The following is a 23,330-nucleotide window of genomic DNA, read 5'->3' on the forward strand; positions in this document are numbered from 1 at the left end:
GAATATCTTCCGTTCAGAACAGGACGTTTAAAATATGGTTGAAGTTTTCATACTACCCCAAGTTCGCGATTTCATGAATCGGTTGAACGGTCAATTCATAAACGGCAAAACTGTTGTTTCTCAGCAGGACGAAGTGATCACCACCACCAATCCCGCTACGGATGAGGTGATTGCACATGTTGCCACGGCCACGAGCGGAGATATCGACTATGCGGTAGACTCCGCTTACCGTGCCTTTCACGGTGGCTGGGCGGACGTTTCTCCAGCCCAGCGCGGCCTGCTGCTGAACCGGCTTGCCGATCTCATGATCGCCCATCGTGAAGAACTGGCACAGATTGAAACCCTGACTTCGGGAAAGCTGATTACTTTATCACGCGCTTTCGAGGTCGATTATGCCGTATCGTTCCTGCGCTATTATGCAGGCTGGACAACACGAATTGAGGGCAAGACTGTTGCACTCTCTCTCCCTTCCGCCAATGGCGAGAAATATACCGGGCTGACACTGCGTGAGCCACTGGGTGTGGTGGCAGGCATTGTGCCCTGGAATTTCTCGATCATGATTGCGGTCTGGAAATTCGGGGCAGCGCTGGCGTGCGGCTGCACAGCCGTCATCAAGCCCAGCGAGGTGACGCCCCTCACCATGCTACGTGTTGCAGAACTGGCGATTGAAGCAGGAATCCCCCCTGGTGTTCTAAACGTGATCAACGGCCCTGGGCAGCAGGTGGGTCACGCCCTCACAACACATCCAAAAATTGCCAAAGTCACGTTTACCGGCGGCATGGAAACAGGAGCAATTATCGGCACAGCCGCCCTTCAATCTGGCTTCAAACGGGTCACTCTCGAACTCGGTGGCAAGAATGCCGCTGGTTTCTTGCCTGATGTTTCGCCAGAGAAGACGGTAGAGGGCATTATTGAGGCCGGTTTTCTCAATTCGGGTCAAGTCTGTGCTTCTGCAGAACGCTATTATGTCCATCGCTCCCTGATCAATGATGTAGCAGAGCAACTCGGCAAGCGTCTGGCGACTCTCACGCCAGGTAATCCGATGGATGATGAAAGCCGTTTCGGCCCGCTGGCAAATCGGTCCCACTTTAACAAAGTGATCGGGTATTTCACGCGAGCGCGTGACCAGAATCTGACATTCATCCATGGTGGCGGCGCATTTGACCTGCCAGGTTGCTACATACAGCCAACGGCAGTACTGGCGCGATCAGAGAATGACGAACTGATGCGTCAGGAAGTATTCGGTCCAGTCGCGTCTCTTCTGGCGTATGACAGCGTGGACGAACTGCTGACACTCATGAACGACTCACCATACGGTCTGGCTGCCAGCCTCTGGACCAACAATCTATCGCAGGCCCTGCGTCTCATTCCTCGTGTTGAAGCGGGTACAGTCTGGGTCAACATGCACAATTATATCGATCCCGCCATGCCATTTGGCGGCACAAAAGGATCTGGAATCGGTCGTGAATTCGGAAGTGCGTTCATCGATCATTTCACGGAAATCAAATCCGTGATCATGCGATATTAAAAACAATAACCGGAGCACTCTTCGCAAATCAGCACCGGTCGAGAGCAACATCATGAAGCACTTTTTCCTGTTTAGGGCGACCTTATATATGGTCGGCATCCTTACCTTGTCTGTTACTTATTTATCGCAAAGCCAGGCTGCAACGGATGATCCTGTCGTCACACAAGCGGAGGAATCACCACAGAACTGGCCGACCCATGGACGCACCTATAACGAACACCGTTATAGCCCGCTAAACCAGATCAACACGGAAACAATTGGCCGGCTCAAACTGGCGTGGTCAAGCAACTTTGACACCAATCGCGGTCAGGAAGGCACGCCGCTGGTGATCAATGGCATCCTCTACGCCACGACAAACTGGAGCAAGGTCCGCGCCTATGATGGAGCGAGCGGAAAGTTGCTTTGGAGTTATGATCCTCAAGTGCCGGGACCATCCGCCGTACGCGGCTGTTGTGATACCGTTAATCGTGGCGCAGCATACTGGAACGGTAAGATTTTTGTAGGAACATTCGATAACCGTCTGATCGCTCTGGATGCTAAAACCGGCCACAAAATATGGGAGGTGGACACAATTCCCAAAGACGCGTGGCTGGGTGATATCAGATCCTACATTACCGATGGTGCGCCACGCGTAGCCAAGGGCGTGGTGATGATCGGCAATGGCGGCGCGGAGTTCGGCGTACGCGGCTTCGTCTCGGGCTTCGATGCTGAAACCGGGGCGCTGAAATGGCGCTTCTACACCACGCCCAACCGTTCAAATCAACCCGACCACGCAGCATCTGACGCCCCCCTGATGACCATGGCCTATCGTACCTGGGGGCCGCATGGTGCATGGATCCATTCCGGCGGTGGCGGAACAGTATGGGATTCCATCGTTTATGATCCGCAGACCGATCTTGTCTATCTTGGCGTCGGCAACGGCTCACCGTGGAACTATAAACAACGTTCTGACGGAATTGGGGACAATCTCTTCCTTGGGTCAATTGTGGCCATTCGACCAGAAACCGGGGAATATGTCTGGCATTTCCAGGAAACGCCTCAGGATCAGTGGGATTATACCTCGACCCAGCACATTATGACCGCCGATCTCGAAATCAACGGTAAAAAGCGTCATGTCCTGCTTCACGCACCAAAAAACGGTTTCTTCTATATTATAGACGCGCAAACAGGTGAATTCATCTCGGCAAGGAACTATGTGCCCGTCAACTGGGCCAAAGAGATTGATCCCGTAACGGGCCGCCCCAATATCGTTCCTGACGCACTGTATTCCCTTACGGGCAAACCTTGGGCAGGCCTTCCGGGGGATCTGGGCGGACATAATTTTGCAGCCATGAGCTATAGCGCCCAGACTGGCCTTGTCTATATTCCTGCCCAACAGATCCCGATGGTGTTTACCCCCGACGCCCAACCTTTGAAGCAGAAAGGCTTGAACCTCGGAATCAGCATGCAGGGCCTTCCCGATGATCCCGCTATCCGCGACGGTTTTCTCAAGACGCTCACAGGGTGGCTGATTGCGTGGGACCCCAAACAACAGAAGGAAATCTTTCGGGTCGATCACAAGGGGCCATGGAACGGAGGCCTCCTTTCCACGGGTGGCAACCTGATCTTCCAGGGGCTAGCGAACGGCGAGTTCCATGCCTATAACGCAAGGAATGGGGCTGATCTTTTCAATTTCAATGCACAGAGCGGGATTATCGCACCGCCGATCTCCTATGAAGTGAATGGCAAGCAATATATTGCTGTAGAAACCGGTTGGGGCGGCATCTATCCATTGCTGATGGGACGAACGGCGCTATCATCGGGCTGGACGGTCAATCATTCCCGTCTGCTCGTTTTCGCGTTGGATGGTACAGCAGAACTCCCACCACAAAATGACAGGGGGATGATACCGGTCAAGCCGCCAGCACAATTCGATGCACAGCAGGCTGCCGCAGGGTACCAGCTTTACGAAACGTTCTGTCAGGTCTGCCACGGTGACAACGCGCTCTCTGGTGGTGTCCTGCCGGACCTGCGCTGGTCAGGTGCCATTCATCACATGGCGGGATTCCAGAATGTCGTCGGCCGGGGAGCCCTGACCGCGTACGGCATGGCACGCTTTGATGACATCCTTTCACGCCAGGACATTGAAAAAATCCGCCAGTTCCTGATCAAACGGGCCAATGAGACCTACGCGCGAGAAGTAGCAGCCCGCGCTAACCCTCAAAATATTCCAGAAGGCCATGCGGTTACACAATAAGGCACGGTATCATCTTGGGCTGGCAAGTATCCGGAGAGAGCCGCGGGCGTAATCATGCTTCGATGATATTATTGCTCTGGTGAAGTGTTTTCCAGTGCCATGGAAGCGTGAATTTCGCCTATCATTGATACGGGCGAGGACGTCTGCGCACCATGTTTTGGGATCGGCATCGTTCAGAGAGGCAGCAACGATCTGGGAATGCATGGCGGCAGCACGTTTTCCGCCCCGATCGAGTCCGGTGAACAATCAGGCTTTTCTGCCAAAGGCTATCCCACGAAGCACATGATTTGCGGTGTTATGTGTGAGACAAATGGAGGGTTCTAAAAACCCCGTGGTTTTGCGTTCATATCTATGATTCCATGCCTCCTATGATGATTGGGGAGATGAGTCATGAAGCAGCCGGGATGCTTTGATATTGAAGAGCGCCTTGCCCGGTTCAGCGGGCCGGGAATCAGCTTGAAGCATTTTCCCGGACTGTGGATTTTGAGGCGTTCCGTCCTGATCTGGAGAAAGCTCTGGCCTGGAAGGACAAACTGCAAAGCTGCCCCACAAGAACCGCCATACGCGCTGGACGCTGAAATTTACCAAGGCAAAACGGCAGGATGACGGAACGATCTCATCAACAGATATCACCATCCCGTTCTTTGTTTATAAATCCCATGTTTCCATCAACCGGAAGTTCAGGTTGATCCAAAAATGGAAAACGACAGCTGCAGCAGCCAGCGACGGAGCAAGAGTGAAAGAAGGGCGGCTCGACCGCAGCCATATAGCATCGGATGTCTGGGCCGACACGGCGTATCGGTCAAAAGCCAATGAAGCCTCCATGGAAAAGCACGGCTTTGTCCCCAAGCTTCATAGGGAAAAGTCGCATCTCAAGCCCATGCCCCATCATATCCAACGGAATGCAGGTAAGTCCGTTATCCGGTCTCACGTTGAACATGTCTTTGCCGATCAGAAATCACAGATGGGACTGTTCATACGCACCGTCGGTATCACACAAGCCACCATAAAAATTGGGCTAGCCAATATCGCCTACGATATGCGTGGCTTCCTCTTCCTGAAACGGCTGGGCACCTCCGCCTAACAATCCAGAGCATGCTTCACTCTGCCGAAAAGGCAACGCGAAAGTCAGACACCAGAACCATCATTACGCAGCACGTTGAATCCAAAATTGGCCTGCATACAATTCAATCAATGGTTCTTTGATCCCTCCTTTTTACGGATATTCCTCCTGACACACTATCACAATGACCCCGGTTATGAGTGAACTCCTGCGCAAGATGTCAGCTTATTTTGCAGAAGGAGGACTTTACCAGCGGATCGGGCCATGACACGCTGCGCAGATGCACGTCGCCATATCTATCGTCCATTCAAACGTCTGAGTGCTGGACCATAGCCCATCGGTTTCTTTTTATTGTAGAATTTTCATTTGAATAGTATATTGTTTCGAATTCGATACTAACAAGGCTTCCTCATGAAACAGGCTTCTGTGCGGTGGACTACCGGGTTGTTCGCATTCGCCTATGTCCTGTCTTTTGTGGACAGGCAAATACTGGCACTCCTGATTGGTCCGGTTAAAGCCGATCTCGGTTTGTCAGATTTCCAGTTCGCTCTCCTGAACGGGCTGGCGTTCGCGCTGCTCTATTCCATTCTTGGACTTCCCATCGCCTCGCTGAGCGACCGCGTCCGGCGTCCTCCCATCATTGTAGCAGGCATCATCATTTGGAGTATGGCAACAATAGGCTGTGGTTTTTCTCAGAATTTCTGGCAGCTTTTCCTTTCCCGTATGTTCGTGGGCATTGGAGAGGCCGCGCTGGTTCCTGCCGTCTATTCTTTTCTTGCCGATATTGTACCCTCCGAACGTCTTGGTCGCACACTAGCTTTATTTTCTCTGGGGTCATTCATTGGTTCGGGGCTTGCTTTCCTTTGTGGAGGCATGTTGATCGCCCTTCTTCACGAAAACGGAGCATGGCATGGCGTCACCACATGGAAGCTCTGCTTCATGATAGTCGGTCTGCCCGGCCTGCCGCTCGCGTTGCTCATTAGCTGCTGCATAAAGGAACCCGGTCCCCGGCCCGTCACAACAACCCGGAGCGGAGTAGCCGCAAGTTGCCAGTATTTCCTGTCTCGCTGGCGATTTTTCACACTGCATTTTCTGGGCTACTCCGCCACCGCCATCATCCTGTTCTCTCTCATGAGTTGGACACCCGCCCTTCTGATGCGTGACCGGCATTTTTCTCGGGAAACCGTTGGCGTTGTCATGGGCATCATCGCAATTCTCTGCGGATGTGGAGGCGCCTACACCAGCGGACGCCTCATCGACGCGCTTTTTATGCGGGGAAATACAGACGCGGCTGCTCGGGTAGGGATTTGCGGTGCTCTTGCCGTGCCTCTTTTCTTTCTTCCGTCTTTATATGTGGGTAACACCGTTATTTGCTTAATATTGCTGGCTTTTGCGTTTTTCTTCGCATCGTTTCCCATGCCACCGTCGGCTCTTGTGGTGCAACAAACCGTGCCCAAAACCATGCGCGCCCAGTTTTCAGCCGTGTTGCTGTTTTGCAATGCCCTGATCGGTCTATCGGGAGGCTCAATGCTGATCGGATATCTCGACGATCATGTCTTTACCGTTGCCAACGGTATCACCTCCTCGCTGGCAGTGGTCACCACGGGAGCTGCCCTTGTCGGCGCTGCCTTCATTGCCACAACACGGAAAGAATTGGCTCGGGCCGCATATAAGGCGGGATATGGCTGACAGAGCGGTCTCTTTCCCTGCCAGCAAGTATGACCTGTCATAATCAGGACAGGAATGTTTCCTGCAGATGCTTCCAAAGAAGCTGTGTCCTGGCAGCATTCTCGACAAATAGCACTGTTGACCAGCGTTCCGTCCGCGCCTCGCCCTGCGTCTGCACTTCGCGATAGAACGCCAGAATCCCTCCATCAAAAGTCTGACAGATTTTCACATCAAAAATTTCCATGATCAAACCGGGACGTGATCCTTTGAGGGAAGGAAGTACCTTTTCAAAACCTTCCAGCGTTATCACACGTCCAGCGGCGCCTACCATCATGTAGCCTGGTGCAAAATGCGCAAGCAGGCCTGAGAGCGATTCTTCATTCTCGCCACGAAACCACGCCTGTAACAACCGATGTAGCTCAATAATCTCGTGCGTGACGGTATTTATCATATTGTCCACGTCATCTTTTCCTTTTTTTTACCCTAAACTCAGGGCTCCATAAGCACCGAACGTGTCGGCACGCTTTCAGCCCAACCCGCAGTCAATGGTGCGATAAACACATTTTCTGTGCGCGTGCGCGAAATTTTCCACACACCGTCTTCCTTACGGAAAAGATTGTTAAGGCGGCTAGACCGCAACAGTGAAGAGCCATCCTTGAATATCCAGGGCTGACAATGCACCCACTGTCCGTCCGCCGTGTCGCCCTTCACATGAATCTGCTCGGACGTAAGGTAATGGACATTCAACAGCAGAGCCGGGTCCCGTTTCTGGCTCCAGAATCCCTCGAAATGGGCCCGGATCGCGGCCTTACCGATGCAACGCCCGAACTGGTTGGTATAGTATTCGCCAACACCTTCCCAGATTGCATCTTCAGTATAGAGATCCATAATACAATCGATACGTTCCGCATCATTCGTCACCCCTGCTTCCGGGCAAGGCGTATCACACAGGAACATGTAACGTGCCTGGATACGGCGAATATCCGCTTCCGCCTCCAGTTGCTCGACACGTTGGCTCAACGCATCAATGCGACGGGCAATAATCTCGTCTGTCATGATGTCCCAATCTCCGCATATCCTGGCGCACGCTGGCCTATTATCATATACACATCGAAGGAAGAGGACGCGGCGGAAGGATCGTCTCTGCCCAACCGGCCCAATTCAGCAAATCTTCATCCGTCCCATATGCGGACAGAAGCTGCACACCGACCGGAAGGCCGCTTGAACTGGTTAATCCCGGTAGCGTTACGGTCGGCAGGCGCAAGAGCGTCCACAACCGGCTAAAAAGCGGGCTACCTGTACCACTTTCCGCCAAAGGCGCTTCGCCCGGTGCTGCCGGTGCAACAAGTACATCATAATTGGCGAAAATATCCGCCATAAGACAACGAAGTTCCTCGGCCCTGGCAAGAGCGGCACGATATGTTGCGTAGTCAATCTGCTTTCCGGCTTCAAGCAAGCCGACTATCTGGGAGCTTAGCAGTGGCCGACGGTCCGCATATTCCCAACCGAGCGCTTGCGCCGCTTCATAACTCATGATCGTGATATGCAAATCTGCTGCTTCGGCAAAATCCTCCAGATCAATATAGGTGACCTGAACTTCTTCGCTAAAAAGTACGCCAGCCTTTTCAATAGCTTTTTGTGTGGCCTCTTCGGCCGCATCCCAATGTGGGGTTCGGCATATCCCAATACTGGAAGGCCGTCGGGGCTTGAAGGTGCTTGGTACAGCCGTCGGCCCCTTAAGAACACCATCTGCCAGAGCCGCCGTAGCAACATCGCGCGTCATCGTGCCGAGCGTATCGAAGGATGGGGCGAGGCTCTTGATGCCCGCGGCAGCATACCGGCCATAGCTGGGCTTGAAGCCCACAATGCCACAGTAGGAAGCTGGCCGTGTGAGCGAGGCTGCCGTCTGCGATGCCAGGCCGATGTCAACCATACCAACCGCCACTGCCGCCGCAGACCCGCTGGAGGACCCTCCGGGCGTACGTGCCACATCGTAAGGATTAACCGTTGGTCCCGGCGAAAAGAAGGCAAACTCCGTCGTCACGGTCTTGCCAACACAGACTGCACCCGCCGTCTTGAGTTGCGTGACACACGCCGCATCAGACAGCGAGTGATAGCCTGCATAGATCGGCGATCCATGACTGGTGGGATAGTGAACGGTGTCGATGATATCCTTGACCCCGACACTCATTCCAAGAAGAGGCCCCGGAGAGGCCATATCAGCATCCTGCCGTATGCGTACGGGATCATAACTTGTAAAAGCTTTTACCTGTGGTTCATATTTTTCGATACCATTCAGGATTTTCGAGGCCATGGCGGCCCGTGTCTCGCTCATTGTTTTACCTTTCGGCTATGCAGCGCACTTCAGGATGCTAGATCAAAGGCACCCCGGTAATACAGCAAGGGGCCTACTTCGCTGTCAGAATTCATTGCCACATGTACAGGACGTGCGAGAAAGATCTCATGTGTGCCACCACGCAGGGTTTCGACCACCTCGACACCGATCTGCACGAGCGCATCACACACGAAGAACAATCCGTCCTCTTGGCGTATGCAATAATCATCAAACTGCTTGTCCTTGGCAGGACCCGCAAAATGCATGGCAACGGCTTCCTGTGATTGCCGGAGAATACTCACACCAAAGCGCCCACTATGCTCAATAGCCCGGCAGGTGGAACTTCTACGATTCAGGCAGATGAGAAGCATAAGCGGGTCAAGAGAGACAGAACTCAGCGCACTGATCGTCGCGCCCTGCTCGCCTTCCTCTCCCCGCGCCGTCACGACGGCCACACCGGTAGCGAAATGAGACATTGCGCGTCGAAACTGATCGGACGTCAAGGATGTCATGCATTGTCTCCATGCCATAAGGGTCCCACGTCCTTGCGCATCTTCCGCACGGCTGCATCGAACATCTTGTCGGCAGCAGACGTGCTGGACAGAACCCAGGCGGCATCTTTGGCACAGGATGCGCGGATGGTGTCGGAAAGCGGGACGTCAGGCCCGGGAAGCATGCCGGCATGACACTGTATTTCTGCTGCACGCTGCACGGTCCAGAGGAGAAAGAAAGCACGAGCAACATCGCTTTCTCCAACCGCCACACCATGGTTGCGCAAAACCAGTACATGCTTGTCGCCAAGGCTTTCCAGCATGCGTGGACGCTCTTCTTCATACAGGGTGATACCTTCAAACGCGTGGTACCCGACCCTGCCAAACAACTGTGCACCGTAAAAATTGTCGTAACTGAAGCCTGTCTGCTTCATGGCTACCGCGCTGACTTCGCTGGTGTGCGTGTGGATGATGCAATGAATGTCATCCCGCGCGGAATGAATAGCACCGTGAAGTGCGAAGCCCGCGGGGTTGGGCTTGCCTTCCGTGTCGCCCACGAGCTTGCCATCTGCATTCACAACCAGCAGGTTCTCTGGTGAGATCTCGTCGTAATTCAGGCCGAACGCATTAACGAGATACCGACGCGGCTCCCCCGACAGGCGGAGAGAAATATGGTTGAAAATCATCTCGGTCCAGCCGAAATAACTAATAAGGTGATAGCACTCGGCCAGCCGGACCCGAAGCTGCCACTCTTCTTTCTGTGTATCCGTTGTCATGTACGAATGTCTCCCTATCGGCATTGCGCGCCCTTAAACCGCGTTAGCCTGACAAGCGTGTTGATTGTCGGTGTGGGCACCCCATACGCCCCAGCAAGGCTTGTTACCGCCTCCCCCATCGCATCCAGTTCCAGCAGACGGCCAGCACGAAAATCCTGCAACATGGACGTCTCGTGTGGGCCAGCACTTGCAATGACATCCAAAAGCGCAGAGGTGGGCGGCAAACCAGTAAGGCCGCAAGCTGCGCCAACGGCACGTACTTCCGCGAGCACATCAGAGATAACGGCGCGACTGTCTTCCGCCGTTCCCATTTTTTCCAGCGTAGCCTCACACAGGACGGATAGTGGATTGGTCGCCAGATTGAAGGCCAGTTTCGTCCATATGGGCTGCCGGATATCCGCACTCAGTTCCACGGCAATACCCGCTGTGGACAGTATGTTTTCAATTTGTGCCAAACCAGCATCCACGCAACCTTGCTGCGCAGCGCGCCCCAGCACAAGCTTCGGCTGACGGTCTGACCTGACAACAGCAGGCAAGGGCATTGAGGCGAAAGCATAGGCTACACACCCAATCACCTGCGCGGTGGGAAAAGCAGCCGTCAGCACACTTCCTGGATCGACCGTTTCATGAGCGGACTCAAAGGGACCATCCACTGTCATCCACCATGGAATGCCATTAACAATGGGAAGAACAGGTGTGCCTGCGTCCACAGTTGCCTTTACAAGGGGCACCAGTGTTGCAAGCTGATGCGCCTTGACTGCCAGCACCAGCAGATCCTGCCGGGTGTCCGGTGCCCGCTCTGCCGCCGCAACAGGAGTGCAAAACGTGCTTGCAGGCCCCTGCAACTCCAGCCCTCGCGCCCGAATAGCCTGCAATGTAGCACCGCGCGCCACAACAGATACGTTGGCACCGCTATGAGCCAACATGGCTGTAAATGTGCCACCAAGCGCCCCAATCCCTGCAACACAGATTTTCGGGGCATCCACCATCAGATATCAACCACCAGCAAAGGGGAATGGGACCGTGAACAGCAGAGGGCAATCTGGTCTGTCTGTTCGTCTTCAGTCAGATACTCGTCACGATGGTCCGGCTCGCCTTCCAGCACATTAACCACGCAGGTGCCGCAAATACCCTGCTCGCAGCTCAATGTGACTTTCACACCCGCTTTCCCCAGCACCCCGGCAATAGTGTCATCTGGCCCTACTTGAACCCGCACGCCAGATTTCGCTGCCAGAACTTCAAACGCGCTTCCACCAGCAACAGGCTGGGCCGAAAAAGCCTCCCGATGAAGCTGATTTTCCGTATAGCCAACAGCAAGACCGGCTTCAAAAACAGCCTCCATCAACCCGAGGGGACCGCAGGTATAAACACGCGTCGTCGGCTTCAAACACCCCGCCAGCACACTGGCCGGATCGAAACGTGGCGCGTCTGGGCACCCGCGATCATGCACCTTCACGGCCTGCGCAAAAGGAGCCTGTTGCAGGAGCGTCGTAAAGACCGGGTCACGCGCCACGTAGTGCAGCGTAAAAGACTGTCCCTTGTCATACAGTTCGTAGGCCATGGCAATCAGCGGGGTAACGCCAATGCCGCCGCCAATCAGAACCGAATGTTCTGCTTTCTTATCCAGCGGAAAAAGATTGCGCGGTGCGCCAATTTTCATGACCTCACCCACCCGGACAAGATCATGTACCGCCTGAGACCCCCCACGGGATGCCGGATCACGGAGAACGGCCAGACGATAGCAGGAGCAGTCGCCGGGATCACCGCACAGTGAATACTGCCGGATCAAGCCATCACCCAGAAACAGGTCCACGTGCGCGCCCGCTTCCCATGACGGCAAAACACCCTGCAGTGGCACAAGATCAAAGGACAGAACCTCCCCAAGACGCTCCGCAGCAGCCACTCTGACGTCAATCGTATCTGCAGTTTCGGCGTTTGCATTCATCGCATGTACAGCCCACTGTTAATGTCGATGATGGAACCGGTAATGGAGCCCGCATCGGCACGCGCCAGTTCTGCAACCATGCGGGCCACCGTCAGCGGATTTCCCGCCTGCCCGGTAGGCAGATTGGCCATCACGCGCGCCGCATTTTCTGCACCAATCGTCTCGGCGACCGATGGCAGATCAAGCGGCCCTGGTGCCACGGCATTGACCGTAATGTCATGTGGCGCCAGATCCCGCGCGAAAACCTTGGTCAACGTATGCACGCCGCCCTTGGAGGCCGCATAATGCGCTCCTGTCGCCGTGCCCCCGTTTTCACCTGCCAAGGACCCGATATTGACAATACGCCCCCCGGCTTCCTTCGCCCTAAGACGTCGCGCAAAACGCTGGCACCCAAGAAAAGTCCCACGCAGATTCACTGCCAGCACAGTGTCGAACGTCTCAATCTCGATATCGAGAACCTTCTCTGCCTTCATTACGGCAGCATTGTTGACGAGCAGCCAGGGCAGCCCAAATACCTGTTCCGCAGCATCCAGCATGCCCTCAACAGAGACTTCGCTAGACACATCTACCTGCACGGCAAAAGCTGCCTCTCCAAGTGTCTCTGCTGTCGCCTCGGCTGCTACAAGATCAATGTCACCGACCACAACGCGATAGCCTTCCGTGACGAGATGTCCAGCAATGGCAGCCCCTAGCCCTTTGCCACCACCTGTAACGAGTGCAACCGGTTTCACAGGATATAACTCACAGCAGTCAGAGCTTCAGTCGACGTTAGCAACCGTACAATTTTCTGGTTAATCCGGAGCCCATCTTCCGTTCTTTTTAAACGAAACGTGACATCCGCTGCATAATAGCGCTCTCTACCCTGCCGCAATTCTGTCAGAAGCTGGGCACAGCGCAATGTGCAGCTTTCCGTTCCGGTTTCCAGCATGCGATAACGGGACAACAGCCGGACTGTTCGGGCAGGTGGCGCAGCAGAAATGGACCGGCCACCAAGAAGACGTTCAACGCGCTTCTCACGCATTTCTGCATTATCATAGGCATAATTGAGTATTTTCCCGAGGTCTTCCACTTTCGCGTCGGGATCTATTGGCACCGCGTAGAGGCTATCTGCCGTGTACAGTTTTAACCACTCACGGAATTCACTGTGATCGAGCATATCAGCTTCAAGCGTAATCAGTTCGATCGCTTCGTTCAGCGTGATTGTCATACGCCTGTCTCCGCCGCAGCCATCTCATCCGTCATTGCCGCAAGCCATTGCCGGTAAGCAGCCCGCATGCCGGTCTCCGCACTCACGTCGCTGAACAGATTGCCATCCTCACGTTTCGCTTCATGCCCCAGACCACGATTGAGAAGGATGGCAATGTCACGCCCGGCCAGAGAGCCACGCTGCACACGGTCCCACGCCTCTGCATCGTCAGGCGTTCCAAAACCCATCGGCCCCTGAAAATGCTCGTGCAAACGCAAACGGGCTTCGTTCGCACTTTCCGGACCGCCATCCATACCAATCGCAATATGACGGATTTCCGTCTCGTTCACACTCAACGGGCGCAGCACACGGAAAAAAGCCATGGAGCACGCCAGGTTTGGAAACAGGTTGAGGTTAAAGCCTGTACCACCAACAGCCCGAACAATCTGACGCACTTTCTCTGGCGGGTAATCCTTTGACAACTCTTCCGCCAGTTCAAGGAACCTTTCGGGAATAGCGGCATCAAGATTTTCGTCAAGATCCACAAGTTCCGGGATCATCACCATCACAGAATGACCATGACCGAGATCTTCCACAAACCCCTTACCACCGACAAAATCGAACGTATTCTGTGTTTCCTCGTCCACGGAATCCAGGAATGATTTATGAACTATCGGGAAGTGATAAGCATCTGTCGTATTTTCAAGCTGAATCTTCCAGTTCCCCGGAAAGGTGAACTTGTGTTCACCCATCGTCTTGACGGGCCAACCAGCACCCTGCTTCATAAACAGATCGATCCACGGCTTGGCGCGTCCCAGCCACGCATCCAAAGACATGATGCTTTTATCAAATGCCGCGAAGATCAGCCCGTTATATTCTTCGACACGCAATGATACGAGCGGATATTTCTTCTTATCCAGTTGTCCGGAATATCCTTCCTGGTAAGGCACACCCCGCAACGCACCATCAAGACCGTACGCCCACCCATGATAAGGGCAGACAAAGCTTGCACCAGTGCCACTTTTGCGTTCGCACACTGTTGCACCCCGGTGGCGGCAGCGGTTGAGCATCACATGCACATCCCCTTTGCGGTCCCGCGAAACAATAACGGGATGCGGCCCGACAAAGGTCGTGATGAAGTTCCCCGGCTCAGGCAAGTCACTACGATGTGCAACCCAGATCCAGTTATGCATGAAAATACGGTCCATTTCCATGTCATACAGCTCAGGGTTGCTGTAAATTGACCCGTCAGCATAGTCCGTATTCACGAGACTTCTAGGGTCTGGAAGATCCTGCATATGTCGTCTCCTCAATCCAGTATTCAATTCAGAGCGTAAGCCTCAAGAATGTGCGCTCTCACGGGTAACCGGGGCGCCCCCCACGGCCGAGGGATACACGGCCTGCAGCTTCATAATTTCCACGCGCCATAAAGGCGTGCTGTGCCACCACGGCACAATCCTGAAAACAGCGCCCAAGAATGTGGTCCGTCTGCACCGCAGCAATACCGCCAAGGGTGAAGCACATACGGGCAACCTCAAAGGCTTCCTGCGCAACATGCGTCGCAGCCAAACGAACCCGATTGGCATCTTCCTCAGAAACGACATCTCCTTGAGTCAGAAGAGACCATGTACGCACTGTTGTGTCGTAAAAAAATGCGCGAGCAGAGGCCAGTTTTGCTTCGACCTCACCCACCACAGCCTGCACATAGGGCCTATCAGCCATGGTCGGGGCTCCCGTAATGGAGCGTCTTCGCTCCGCCATTTCCCGCACTTCATCCAAAGCGCGCGAGGCGCAACCCAACCCCACCACAGTGAGAACCTGAGCTGCTAACCCAAGTGAAGGATAATCATAAATCGGTGCCTCGATATTCGGCTTGCCACCCCGGATGAATGTCCAGTCTTCCGGCACGAATACATCTTCCACAACAACATCATGGCTGCCGGTACCAGCAAGACCAATTGTATTCCAGGTTGGATCAATATGCACTGCTGAAGCCGGCATTACTGCGGTACGAGGCAGTCCACCGCTCTCGCCGTCCACAGCGATACCGACACCGATAAGAGACGCTCCGGGGCATCCGCTAGCATAGGGCCAACGACCACTTACCAGAAAACCATCGGCACTTACCTTGGCTTTTTGCGGTGGAAAGATCGCACCTGCGAATACGACGTCGGGTCCGTCCCGATAGATTTTTTCCAGCGTAGGTATAGGGAGCGCCGCAAGGTAAGTGGCGGATACACCGAAACTGGCCACCCATCCGGCAGAAGCATCGGCATGAGCGATTTTTTCAATCAACTCCAGAAACATCATGGGGGACACTTCCATTCCCCCAAACTGCCGACACACCAGAGCTCTGTAGACTCCAGCCTTTTGAAAACCGACAATAATATCATCGGGAATACGCCGTAACGATCTGAATTCCAAGGCACGATTCCGAATCGTGACAAGAAGTTCCTCCAGAAACCCTTCCGAAGAAAACAGATCTGCGGTAGAAGGGTTTTCTTTCAGCATGTTCATTTTACCCGCCGATTTGCGAGGGCACGCATGTGTCCCCGTCGTTTCGATCAACACCCTCACCCAACCAACTCCGAAGCCTGTTCAAGGCGGACTCCCCAGCTGGCTCGACAAGATCAAAACTACCCCATATTGGTTTCCTTTTCAACTATTATGGGGTGGTTTTTTATTTCAGATAAAGTCCTCAGAAAGACACCCCACCCTGAAAGTACCACTGCCGGCCACGATCAAACGATTTCTGGTAGTTGCCGAAGCTACCTGAATAGCTACCCCACGCCATAAATTTCTCGTTTGTCGCGTTATCCAATCCAACCATAAAGTTATACCGCTCATTAGCGCTCATCCACCGGGCGCTTAAGGCTACGGTGATGTATTTTGGCTGGATAAGCGTCGGATACATGATTGCATTGAGATTTGCGTTGTATTTCGAGCGGTACGTTGCATCAACGCGCGGTGTCAATGAACCGTATTCACCCAGGTCTATTCTCTTCGCCATACCCAGATTGGCGGTCCATTTTGACACAAGCACAAAGCGACTATCCAAAGACAATCCCTGCACAGATGCCCTGAGCTTGGTATAGTGTGCGTCTGTCATGCCCAGAGAGCCATAGATGCTCCATCCATTACCGATCGCGTACTGGGCTTCCAGTTCAAAGCCGGGAATATGAGCCGTGCCAGCATTGGTGTAATAGGGACCGATGTTAGTCTCATCCGCCACAAGCAACTGCACGTCATCATAGAAAGTATAGAACCCTGATGCACTGACACGCAATTTGTGGTTTAGCCCATAGAATTTCAGTCCCCCTTCAAAAGACGTCACTGTTTCAGGACGAAATGAGGGAGGGGCATTCGTGATATTAGTCAAACGTTGCGTAAAGCCACCACCTTTAAAGCCCTGAGAGAAAGTAGCGTAAGCCATCAGTTCTTCATTGATCTGATAGGACACGTTCACCATTGGTGTCCAACGGGCATTATTATTGTGGTAGTTTTTATATGGAACAATCCGCGTGCCGGGAGGAATGGAAATAATAGGGGCACCGATCGTCCAGGTATAATACTGATCAGGCGAGAACGTCTTATTGTCTTCGGTATAACGAACGCCTGCCGTCACATGAAGTTTTTTAGTGACTGCATAGGTCGCCTGAGCATAACCAGCGTAGTTGATATCTTTGAAAAAGCCACCACTATTCAAGTGAAGAATATAGAACTGTGTCGGGTTAACGTCTGCGCCAGACTGGTTGAAATAATAAAACCCAGCAGAATAATGCAACCGATTTTTCAGCGCTTTCCCATTGACCTGGAATTCTTCAGAAAACTGCTTACCAACATAGTCATCATAAACATAGTTGATACCAATTGGCGAAGCATCTCGATCTTGAGCAAACTTACCAAGGCTCTTGCGATAAGCCGTAATTGACTTGAAATCGAGATAATCTGAAAGCTTGTAATCAATGGTAGCAGAGGTCGACCAACTTGTCAGATTAGAAAAAGTATTTCCAGTTCCGTAATTGGTGTTCTTGCTGTAATATCGAGAATTATAACAGGATGCGGCTGTACAGTTTGTCAATGTACCTCCTGCAAGACTGTTATTCAACGCGATCATACTGCCGGTGGAGCTGGGATTGACACCCGTTGTCACAAAAGGAGCACCGTTACTGCGGTCGCGCGTCCAGTCACCCCGAAGAACAATGTCAAGTTTTTCCACCGGATGCCAGCGGAGCGCCCCCTTGAACACGCGCGTATCCTGATTCCCTAACTCCCGCTGATTTTTCTGATAGGGAGCATGCACATACCCATCCTGCATGAAACTGCCGACCGAAAAATTTGCATACAGGTTTTTGGCGATTGGCGTATTGATAAAGGCTCGGGCGTTAATACGGTTTGCAGTCCCATATTTCACATCTGCCATACCAGACAGACGTTCATTCGGTGTCAGAGAAGAAACCGATACAGCGCCACCAATGGTATTCCGACCAAACAAGGTGCCCTGGGGGCCACGCAACACAGAAACATTGGAAATATCGACCATGTTCAGCACTGCACCCACCGGGCTGCCGACATATACACCGTCAACATACATGCCAACGCCAGGATCGACACCAAACGAGAAATCTGTCTGACCGATCCCGCGGATAAAGACGGCGGCGGCATTCGCAACGCCAGAGTTGGAAGCAACATTACCAAACGAGATATTAGGCGCAAAATTCTGAATTTTATCGACCGAAGTGATACCACGTTCCGTAAATTGCTTACCTGACATTGTTGTCATCGAGATTGGTGTGCGCTCAATACGCTCGGAACGACGACGCGCATTGACTGTCACCTCTTCCAATCCCGTACTATGAGACAGTTTGCGCGACCGCCCTTTTGATTTTGAGGGAGCCTGCTTGGTGACAGATCGTGCCTCATTGGTTTTTTTTGCCTGCTCCGTAGACGTAGCGGCAAAAGCTGTACTGTCCATAACCAACGATAGCGCTAGTGCTGAGCAGCCTGACCACAGAGTGAGATTGCCAAAAGCCATAATTCGGCTCTGCACTCCTCTCTTGGCCTGCATGCGTACCTGATTCATCCGCATATCTATCTTCCCTGATTTCCCGGACTCATTGCGCATTTCCAGTCAGGTTTTTAGTTCGGTATAGCAACGTTATAGTGCGGCACGTTCTGAGCTGCATCTATCTGACGCTGCTGGCCACCTCCCCCTGAACAAAAATATTATGTGAATATGAAAGTGATATGTCCAGTATAATCGTTTCGATTCGGAATTATTTATCTTTAGTAGTACCTGCTTCATGACTGGAAGAGGAAACTGAACGTGAGATCAGGAACTGTCTTATTTGCTCTATGCCTTTGTGAGATATCTCTTTTCCGAACCCGACCATGCCGTAGTTTGTCAAAGCACCGTTACCAACCACGCTGTAAAAAGCCGTACTATCTTCCAGTGCTCCAGACCAACGTAGATCGGGCAGAACGCCGCCCCCAACAGCATTATCACCGTGACATGCAAGACAGTAGCGCTGATAAACAGCATAGCCTTTCTGGGCCTTATCAGGATCAAAAGACTGTCGAGATTTCAAAGGTATCTGCTGGTCCCGAATTTCTGCAGGTAAAGCAGCTTTACCGTCCAACGCAAATACGAGCATCCGAGAATGATTTGTGGTTGTATTGTGCAATCGTGCCAGAGCGCCCCCCATAAGAGGAAACACCCCGCCCCACCCGACTTCCACCGCCACATATTGTCGACCGTTCACCTCGTAAGTAACAGGGGGTGCAACAATACCTGTATGGGCGTCAAAATTGTAAAGCGCCTGTCCGTTCCGAGCATCGTAGGCTTCAAAACCACCCGTTGCGAGCCCCTGGAAAACAAGCGAACCACCAGTTGCCAGCACACCACCGTTCCAGGGAGTGGTATGTGGCACCCGAAATGCCACTTTCCCCGCCACAGGGTCCCATGCTTCCAGCCAGCCTTTAACCCCTTTACCGACTTCTTCAAGCACCTTCGGATCATCAGGCAGACCGGCCATGTCTATACCGAGATTAACCCCCATCCGCCCCATTCTAAACCCTTTTTCGGATTTGAATGGCTCGGGCAATTGCTGTGCAGGAATATAAACATATCCCGTTTGAGGGCTGTAAGCCATAGGGGCCCAGTTGTGACCGCCCAGAGAACCGGGTACGCCAAGCCACGTCTCACCTGTCAGAGACCATAAGGCCTCGGGCACCATCTGCGGACGACCCGTTTTGGGGTCCAATCCATAGCACCAGTTCACATCTGTATAGGGATGGCCCGAAATAAATTCACCTGTTTGGGCATCCAGAAGATAGAAAAAACCATTTTTTGGGGCCTGAGCCAAAACATGCCGCTTACGACCATTTAACATCAGGTCCAGCACCATGATCGGTTGTGACGCCGTGAAATCCCATTGGTCCATTGGGGTTTCTTGAAAGTGCCATACATATTCACCTGTTTCAGGCCTGATAGCGACAATGCTTCCGAGAAACAGGTTGCTACCTATCCCCTTTGAGCGAACCTGATAGTTCCATGGAGATCCATTTCCTACCCCCAGAAACAAAAGGTCCGTTTCAGGATCATAGACTATGGAATCCCATACTGTTCCGCCTCCCCCTGATTCCGTCCACCCCCCCGTAGGGCTCCAGGTTCGATACGCCTTCTTCTGCAAAACCTCATCCGATGCGGCCCCGTCTGGACGATTATCAGGCGCTGGCACGGTAAAAAAACGCCATTTCAGTTTTCCTGTCTCGGCATCAAAACCCGAGACAAAACCACGAGCGCCAAATTCGGCGCCTCCATTACCGATAATGACCGTTCCTTTTGCTACGCGGGGCGCACCATCTACCGTATAGGAACGAATTTTTCCCAATGACGCGTCATGTGGAATTGTGTCCACACTCCATTCAAGATGACCACTTTTCGCATTCAGGGCGATAAGACGACCATCAAACGTGCCGACAAAAACCTTGCCTTTCCAGTAAGCCGCCCCACGATTGACGGTATCGCAGCACCCCCGGACAGCAACGTTGCCCGGCACGCGGGGATCATAACGCCACAACAGTTCGCCGGTAGCCGCGTTCAATGCCTCGACCTTGCTCCAGTTGGTCGTTAGATACATAACGCCATCAATAATGAGCGGCGTTCCCTCCTGCCCTCGCAAAGTGTCAAAATCTTCATACCAGGCAAGGCCCAACCGCTTTACGTTCTCTGTATTGATTTGCGAGAGCGGACTATAGCGTTGTTCTGCCGCCGTACGTCCATGCTGCGGCCAGTCGGCTGGGGAAATATCATCGGCATTCCCCTTGCCCACTGTAGCGATAAAGCACGCCGCACATAAAAGGAGGGAACGAAATTGAAGATTCATTACCCTGTCCTTTTCAATACCGGATGCAAATAGATTTGGTTTCTGTAAAGGCATCAAGCCAGTCAGTGCCAAAATCACGACCAAGACCAGAATCCTTTAGTCCTCCAAAAGGAAGATTAGGATCAATCATGACATGGCTGTTGACCCAGACAGTTCCAGCCTGAAGACGAGCAGGCAGATCAATGGCCGCTTGCAGGCCGGTCGTCCAGACGCTTGCGGCAAGACCAAAACGGCTGTCATTCGCATAGGCCAAGCCTTCTTCTGCATTACGGACACGCGTCAATGTCATTACCGGTCCGAAGACCTCCTCACGCGCCAACGGCAGAGCATCATTCGGGTTAAGGACAAGCGCTGGACGCACATAATACCCCCCGTTCTCCGGCACATCTTGGCCCCATACAATTTCAGCTCCCTTTTCAAGGGCCGTCTGCTGGTAGGCGTTTATTTTTGCTTGATGGGCGGCTGAAACAACAGGATTAATCTGTGTTGTCTCATCCAGCCCTGGTCCAATGCGCATGCTACCAATTGCTGCAGCAAGTCCGGCTGCTACTTTATCGAACAGCGGGGCCTCGATATACACACGCGAACACGCCGCGCAAACCTGCCCCTGATTCAGAAATCCCGCTAACGCAAGCCCAGAAACAACCTGATCGACATCAGCATCTGCCAAGACCAACGCCGGATTTTTTCCACCCAGCTCCAAAGACACACGCGCCAGACGTGCACCGCAGATTTCGGCAATTCGTTTACCGACAGGTGTGGAACCGGTAAAACTGACTTTTGCAATATCGGGATGACGCACTAACGCTTCACCAGCACCCGTTCCTCTCCCCGTCACAACATTAAAAACACCATCCGGCACACCGGCTTCCGTCGCAAGCTGAGCAAGATAAAGCAGCGTCAGGGGTGTTGTTTCAGACGGTTTGGCGACAACCGAACAGCCTGCTGCAAGTGCTGGCAATATTTTCCATACAGAGATGAGGAGCGGAAAATTCCATGGCACAATCCCAGCCACAACACCAACAGGCTCTTTACGTGTAAAGGATGTATAACGGGCACCAGGTGGCAACGGTATGGAAACATCCATGCTTTTACCGGCAAGTTTTGTACTCAATCCAGCAACATACCGTATCCAGTTCTGTGCACCTCCTGCTTCAAGAATACGAGAAAGGGTAATGGACTTACCCTGTTCAAGTGTTTCAAGCTGCGCAAGAATCTCTGCGTCCCGCTCTACCAGATCAGCTAATCGCAGCAGCACCCGCTCACGCGCACATGGTGTCAGGCCACGCCAAATCCCATTATCAAAGCTTTGCTTTGCAGATTGGACAGCTTGATTGACATCCAACAATGAAGCATCGGGCACGGAACTGACTGAATTACCTGTTGCAGGATCAAAAACCGTTAGTCGGTCCGAACCAGATGATTCCTTCCACTGCCCTTGAATATAAAGACCATGCTGCTTTTCAAGAAATGCCAGAACCTTTGGCAAGATGACAGTAAGAGCCATGTAAACTCCTTTTCTGATCAAAGAACATGGAGAACGCAATCCAGAAAACTAAACCGGAACCTGATAATTTTCCTCTTGCAGGTTCTGAATTCTGTCTGCGCCCAGAAGAGACATTCCTGATTGAAGGCCCTCGTGAAAATACGTGAGCAGATCGCGCACTCCCTTTTCACCGCCCGCCGCAAGCGCATACGCCCAGGGACGACCAACCATAACGGCCCGCGCACCCAACGTGAGCGCCCTCATAATGTCGTTACCGTAACGAAATCCGCCATCGACAAGAATTTCAAGGCGCCCGGCCGCTGTGGCCACGTTCGCTTCGAGCGTTTCCAGAGCGGCAACAGCTCCGTCCAATTGCCGACCGCCATGATTAGACAGAATGACCGCATCCGCACCGATACCGGCAGCCCGCTCCGTATCTTCTGGATGTAATATCCCTTTCAATACGAATTGCCCCTTCCAAAGCTGACGGAGCCACGCCACATCCGCCCACCCGATAGCCGGATCAAGACTGCGGGAAATGGTCGCAGCCTGCTCAAATAGCGTCCGCCCCATGGAATAGGGGACAAGATTACCAATCACTCGCTCAGACCTCTGCGCGACACCGAGCGTCCAACGTGGCCTGAACGCCATTTGACAGATCTGCCGACCAGAAAGACGCGACAGTCGCCGAAACCCATTACGGGCGTCTCGCTCCCGCAAAGGCGTCACAGGTGTATCAACAGTCAGAACAAGCGTCCTTACCCCTGCGTCCCATGCGCGTCGCACCATGTCTGCCGTAATTGCACGATCACGGAAGATGTAGAGTTGAAACATCAGGCGCGCCGGATCTACGGTTCGGGCTAGATTTTCAATAGAGGCAATGGAAAAATGCGACACACACATTGAGAGAGTAGCATCTGCCGCAGCACGGGCAGCAGCGCCCTCCCCAGCCGCACTCAGCATCCCTCCCATCCCTACGGGGGAAAGAATGAGAGGGAAGGCGTGCTTTACCCCCAGCACTGTGGTGGTTGTATCTGGCTGCGCAATCTGACGCAGGACACGAGGCAGAAATGGATGCTCGTTGAAACAGGAGCGGTTGCGAAGCAACGTCGCTTCTGCATATGAGCCACCGTCAACGTAATCAAATAACCAGCGCGGAACCCTCCGCCGCGCTGCCGTCCGGAAGTCGTCAACCGAAACGATCACGTCCACCCCCGCGCTATCCTCT

General features: G+C 53.1%; 18 protein-coding genes and 1 pseudogene. 4 read left to right on the plus strand and 15 right to left on the minus strand.

Going from position 1 to position 23,330, the window contains the following annotated elements:
* Window positions 1–34: 34 nt before the first annotated feature.
* The 4 genes and pseudogenes from QWU00_RS06500 (at window position 35) to QWU00_RS06520 (ending at window position 6,516) form a co-directional block, all read left to right on the plus strand.
* Window positions 35–1,528 carry an aldehyde dehydrogenase family protein gene (locus QWU00_RS06500; protein WP_035380238.1) on the plus strand — a complete coding sequence of 498 codons (1,494 nt, stop codon included), beginning with the start codon at window positions 35–37 and terminating at the stop codon, window positions 1,526–1,528.
* Window positions 1,529–1,616: 88 nt separating this feature from the next.
* The gene (locus tag QWU00_RS06505; protein ID WP_045542898.1) at window positions 1,617–3,764 is read left to right on the plus strand and encodes a PQQ-dependent dehydrogenase, methanol/ethanol family; all 2,148 of its coding nucleotides are present in this window, start codon (window positions 1,617–1,619) and stop codon (window positions 3,762–3,764) included.
* Window positions 3,765–4,154: 390 nt separating this feature from the next.
* Window positions 4,155–4,848 (plus strand): annotated as a pseudogene (locus QWU00_RS06515) (hypothetical protein).
* Window positions 4,849–5,238: 390 nt separating this feature from the next.
* Window positions 5,239–6,516 (plus strand): MFS transporter, encoded by a 1,278-nt coding sequence (locus tag QWU00_RS06520; RefSeq protein WP_035380240.1) that lies wholly within the window; start codon window positions 5,239–5,241, stop codon window positions 6,514–6,516.
* A gap of 43 nt (window positions 6,517–6,559) precedes the next feature.
* On the opposite strand, the gene QWU00_RS06525 is transcribed toward QWU00_RS06520, so the two are convergent.
* The 15 genes from QWU00_RS06525 to QWU00_RS06595 form a co-directional block, all read right to left on the minus strand.
* On the minus strand, window positions 6,560–6,946 hold the full coding sequence (locus QWU00_RS06525) for a hypothetical protein (RefSeq protein ID WP_222941913.1): 387 nt from the start codon (window positions 6,944–6,946) through the stop codon (window positions 6,560–6,562).
* 38 nt (window positions 6,947–6,984) lie between these two features.
* On the minus strand, window positions 6,985–7,551 hold the full coding sequence (locus QWU00_RS06530) for a nuclear transport factor 2 family protein (RefSeq protein WP_035380244.1): 567 nt from the start codon (window positions 7,549–7,551) through the stop codon (window positions 6,985–6,987).
* Between the two features lie 43 nt (window positions 7,552–7,594).
* Entirely contained in the window at window positions 7,595–8,830 is a 1,236-nt protein-coding gene (locus QWU00_RS06535; RefSeq protein ID WP_035380246.1) for an amidase, read from the minus strand.
* A gap of 29 nt (window positions 8,831–8,859) precedes the next feature.
* A complete protein-coding gene (locus tag QWU00_RS06540; RefSeq protein ID WP_035380248.1) occupies window positions 8,860–9,342 on the minus strand; it encodes a flavin reductase family protein in 483 nt (160 codons plus the stop codon).
* Window positions 9,339–10,097 carry a class II aldolase/adducin family protein gene (locus QWU00_RS06545; protein WP_035380250.1) on the minus strand — a complete coding sequence of 253 codons (759 nt, stop codon included), beginning with the start codon at window positions 10,095–10,097 and terminating at the stop codon, window positions 9,339–9,341. The genes QWU00_RS06540 and QWU00_RS06545 overlap by 4 nt, the downstream gene beginning before the upstream one ends.
* A gap of 14 nt (window positions 10,098–10,111) precedes the next feature.
* Window positions 10,112–11,086: a ketopantoate reductase family protein gene (locus tag QWU00_RS06550; RefSeq protein ID WP_035380252.1), complete on the minus strand. Its 975-nt coding sequence runs from the start codon at window positions 11,084–11,086 to the stop codon at window positions 10,112–10,114.
* Window positions 11,086–12,042: a PDR/VanB family oxidoreductase gene (locus QWU00_RS06555; RefSeq protein ID WP_035380254.1), complete on the minus strand. Its 957-nt coding sequence runs from the start codon at window positions 12,040–12,042 to the stop codon at window positions 11,086–11,088. Before QWU00_RS06555 ends, QWU00_RS06550 begins: the two co-directional genes overlap by 1 nt.
* Window positions 12,039–12,773: an SDR family NAD(P)-dependent oxidoreductase gene (locus QWU00_RS06560; protein ID WP_035380256.1), complete on the minus strand. Its 735-nt coding sequence runs from the start codon at window positions 12,771–12,773 to the stop codon at window positions 12,039–12,041. The genes QWU00_RS06555 and QWU00_RS06560 overlap by 4 nt, the downstream gene beginning before the upstream one ends.
* Window positions 12,770–13,249, minus strand: a complete 480-nt coding sequence (locus tag QWU00_RS06565) for an aromatic-ring-hydroxylating dioxygenase subunit beta (RefSeq protein ID WP_035380258.1) — start codon at window positions 13,247–13,249, stop codon at window positions 12,770–12,772. The genes QWU00_RS06560 and QWU00_RS06565 overlap by 4 nt, the downstream gene beginning before the upstream one ends.
* Entirely contained in the window at window positions 13,246–14,526 is a 1,281-nt protein-coding gene (locus QWU00_RS06570) for an aromatic ring-hydroxylating oxygenase subunit alpha (protein ID WP_035380260.1), read from the minus strand. The genes QWU00_RS06565 and QWU00_RS06570 overlap by 4 nt, the downstream gene beginning before the upstream one ends.
* Window positions 14,527–14,584: 58 nt before the next feature.
* The gene (locus QWU00_RS06575; RefSeq protein ID WP_304651031.1) at window positions 14,585–15,745 is read right to left on the minus strand and encodes an acyl-CoA dehydrogenase family protein; all 1,161 of its coding nucleotides are present in this window, start codon (window positions 15,743–15,745) and stop codon (window positions 14,585–14,587) included.
* 181 nt (window positions 15,746–15,926) lie between these two features.
* On the minus strand, window positions 15,927–18,311 hold the full coding sequence (locus QWU00_RS06580) for a TonB-dependent receptor (RefSeq protein ID WP_231873678.1): 2,385 nt from the start codon (window positions 18,309–18,311) through the stop codon (window positions 15,927–15,929).
* A 193-nt stretch (window positions 18,312–18,504) separates the two neighbouring features.
* Window positions 18,505–20,616, minus strand: a complete 2,112-nt coding sequence (locus QWU00_RS06585) for a PQQ-dependent dehydrogenase, methanol/ethanol family (protein WP_035380262.1) — start codon at window positions 20,614–20,616, stop codon at window positions 18,505–18,507.
* A 13-nt stretch (window positions 20,617–20,629) separates the two neighbouring features.
* The gene (locus QWU00_RS06590; RefSeq protein ID WP_035380264.1) at window positions 20,630–22,123 is read right to left on the minus strand and encodes an aldehyde dehydrogenase family protein; all 1,494 of its coding nucleotides are present in this window, start codon (window positions 22,121–22,123) and stop codon (window positions 20,630–20,632) included.
* A 48-nt stretch (window positions 22,124–22,171) separates the two neighbouring features.
* Entirely contained in the window at window positions 22,172–23,314 is a 1,143-nt protein-coding gene (locus QWU00_RS06595; protein WP_052051362.1) for an alpha-hydroxy acid oxidase, read from the minus strand.
* Window positions 23,315–23,330: the final 16 nt, after the last annotated feature.

The organism is Acetobacter tropicalis (genome assembly GCF_030644465.1).
Classification (GTDB): Bacteria; Pseudomonadota; Alphaproteobacteria; order Acetobacterales; family Acetobacteraceae; genus Acetobacter; species Acetobacter tropicalis.

Coding starts and splice junctions, on each gene's coding strand:
- QWU00_RS06500 (WP_035380238.1), top strand. CDS start 35: ATGGTTGAAGTTTTCATACTACCCCAAGTTCGCGATTTCATGAATCGG.
- QWU00_RS06505 (WP_045542898.1), top strand. CDS start 1,617: ATGGTCGGCATCCTTACCTTGTCTGTTACTTATTTATCGCAAAGCCAG.
- QWU00_RS06520 (WP_035380240.1), top strand. CDS start 5,239: ATGAAACAGGCTTCTGTGCGGTGGACTACCGGGTTGTTCGCATTCGCC.
- QWU00_RS06525 (WP_222941913.1), bottom strand. CDS start 6,946: ATGATAAATACCGTCACGCACGAGATTATTGAGCTACATCGGTTGTTA.
- QWU00_RS06530 (WP_035380244.1), bottom strand. CDS start 7,551: ATGACAGACGAGATTATTGCCCGTCGCATTGATGCGTTGAGCCAACGT.
- QWU00_RS06535 (WP_035380246.1), bottom strand. CDS start 8,830: ATGAGCGAGACACGGGCCGCCATGGCCTCGAAAATCCTGAATGGTATC.
- QWU00_RS06540 (WP_035380248.1), bottom strand. CDS start 9,342: ATGACATCCTTGACGTCCGATCAGTTTCGACGCGCAATGTCTCATTTC.
- QWU00_RS06545 (WP_035380250.1), bottom strand. CDS start 10,097: ATGACAACGGATACACAGAAAGAAGAGTGGCAGCTTCGGGTCCGGCTG.
- QWU00_RS06550 (WP_035380252.1), bottom strand. CDS start 11,086: ATGGTGGATGCCCCGAAAATCTGTGTTGCAGGGATTGGGGCGCTTGGT.
- QWU00_RS06555 (WP_035380254.1), bottom strand. CDS start 12,042: ATGAATGCAAACGCCGAAACTGCAGATACGATTGACGTCAGAGTGGCT.
- QWU00_RS06565 (WP_035380258.1), bottom strand. CDS start 13,249: ATGACAATCACGCTGAACGAAGCGATCGAACTGATTACGCTTGAAGCT.
- QWU00_RS06570 (WP_035380260.1), bottom strand. CDS start 14,526: ATGCAGGATCTTCCAGACCCTAGAAGTCTCGTGAATACGGACTATGCT.
- QWU00_RS06575 (WP_304651031.1), bottom strand. CDS start 15,745: ATGAACATGCTGAAAGAAAACCCTTCTACCGCAGATCTGTTTTCTTCG.
- QWU00_RS06580 (WP_231873678.1), bottom strand. CDS start 18,311: ATGAATCAGGTACGCATGCAGGCCAAGAGAGGAGTGCAGAGCCGAATT.
- QWU00_RS06585 (WP_035380262.1), bottom strand. CDS start 20,616: ATGAATCTTCAATTTCGTTCCCTCCTTTTATGTGCGGCGTGCTTTATC.
- QWU00_RS06590 (WP_035380264.1), bottom strand. CDS start 22,123: ATGGCTCTTACTGTCATCTTGCCAAAGGTTCTGGCATTTCTTGAAAAG.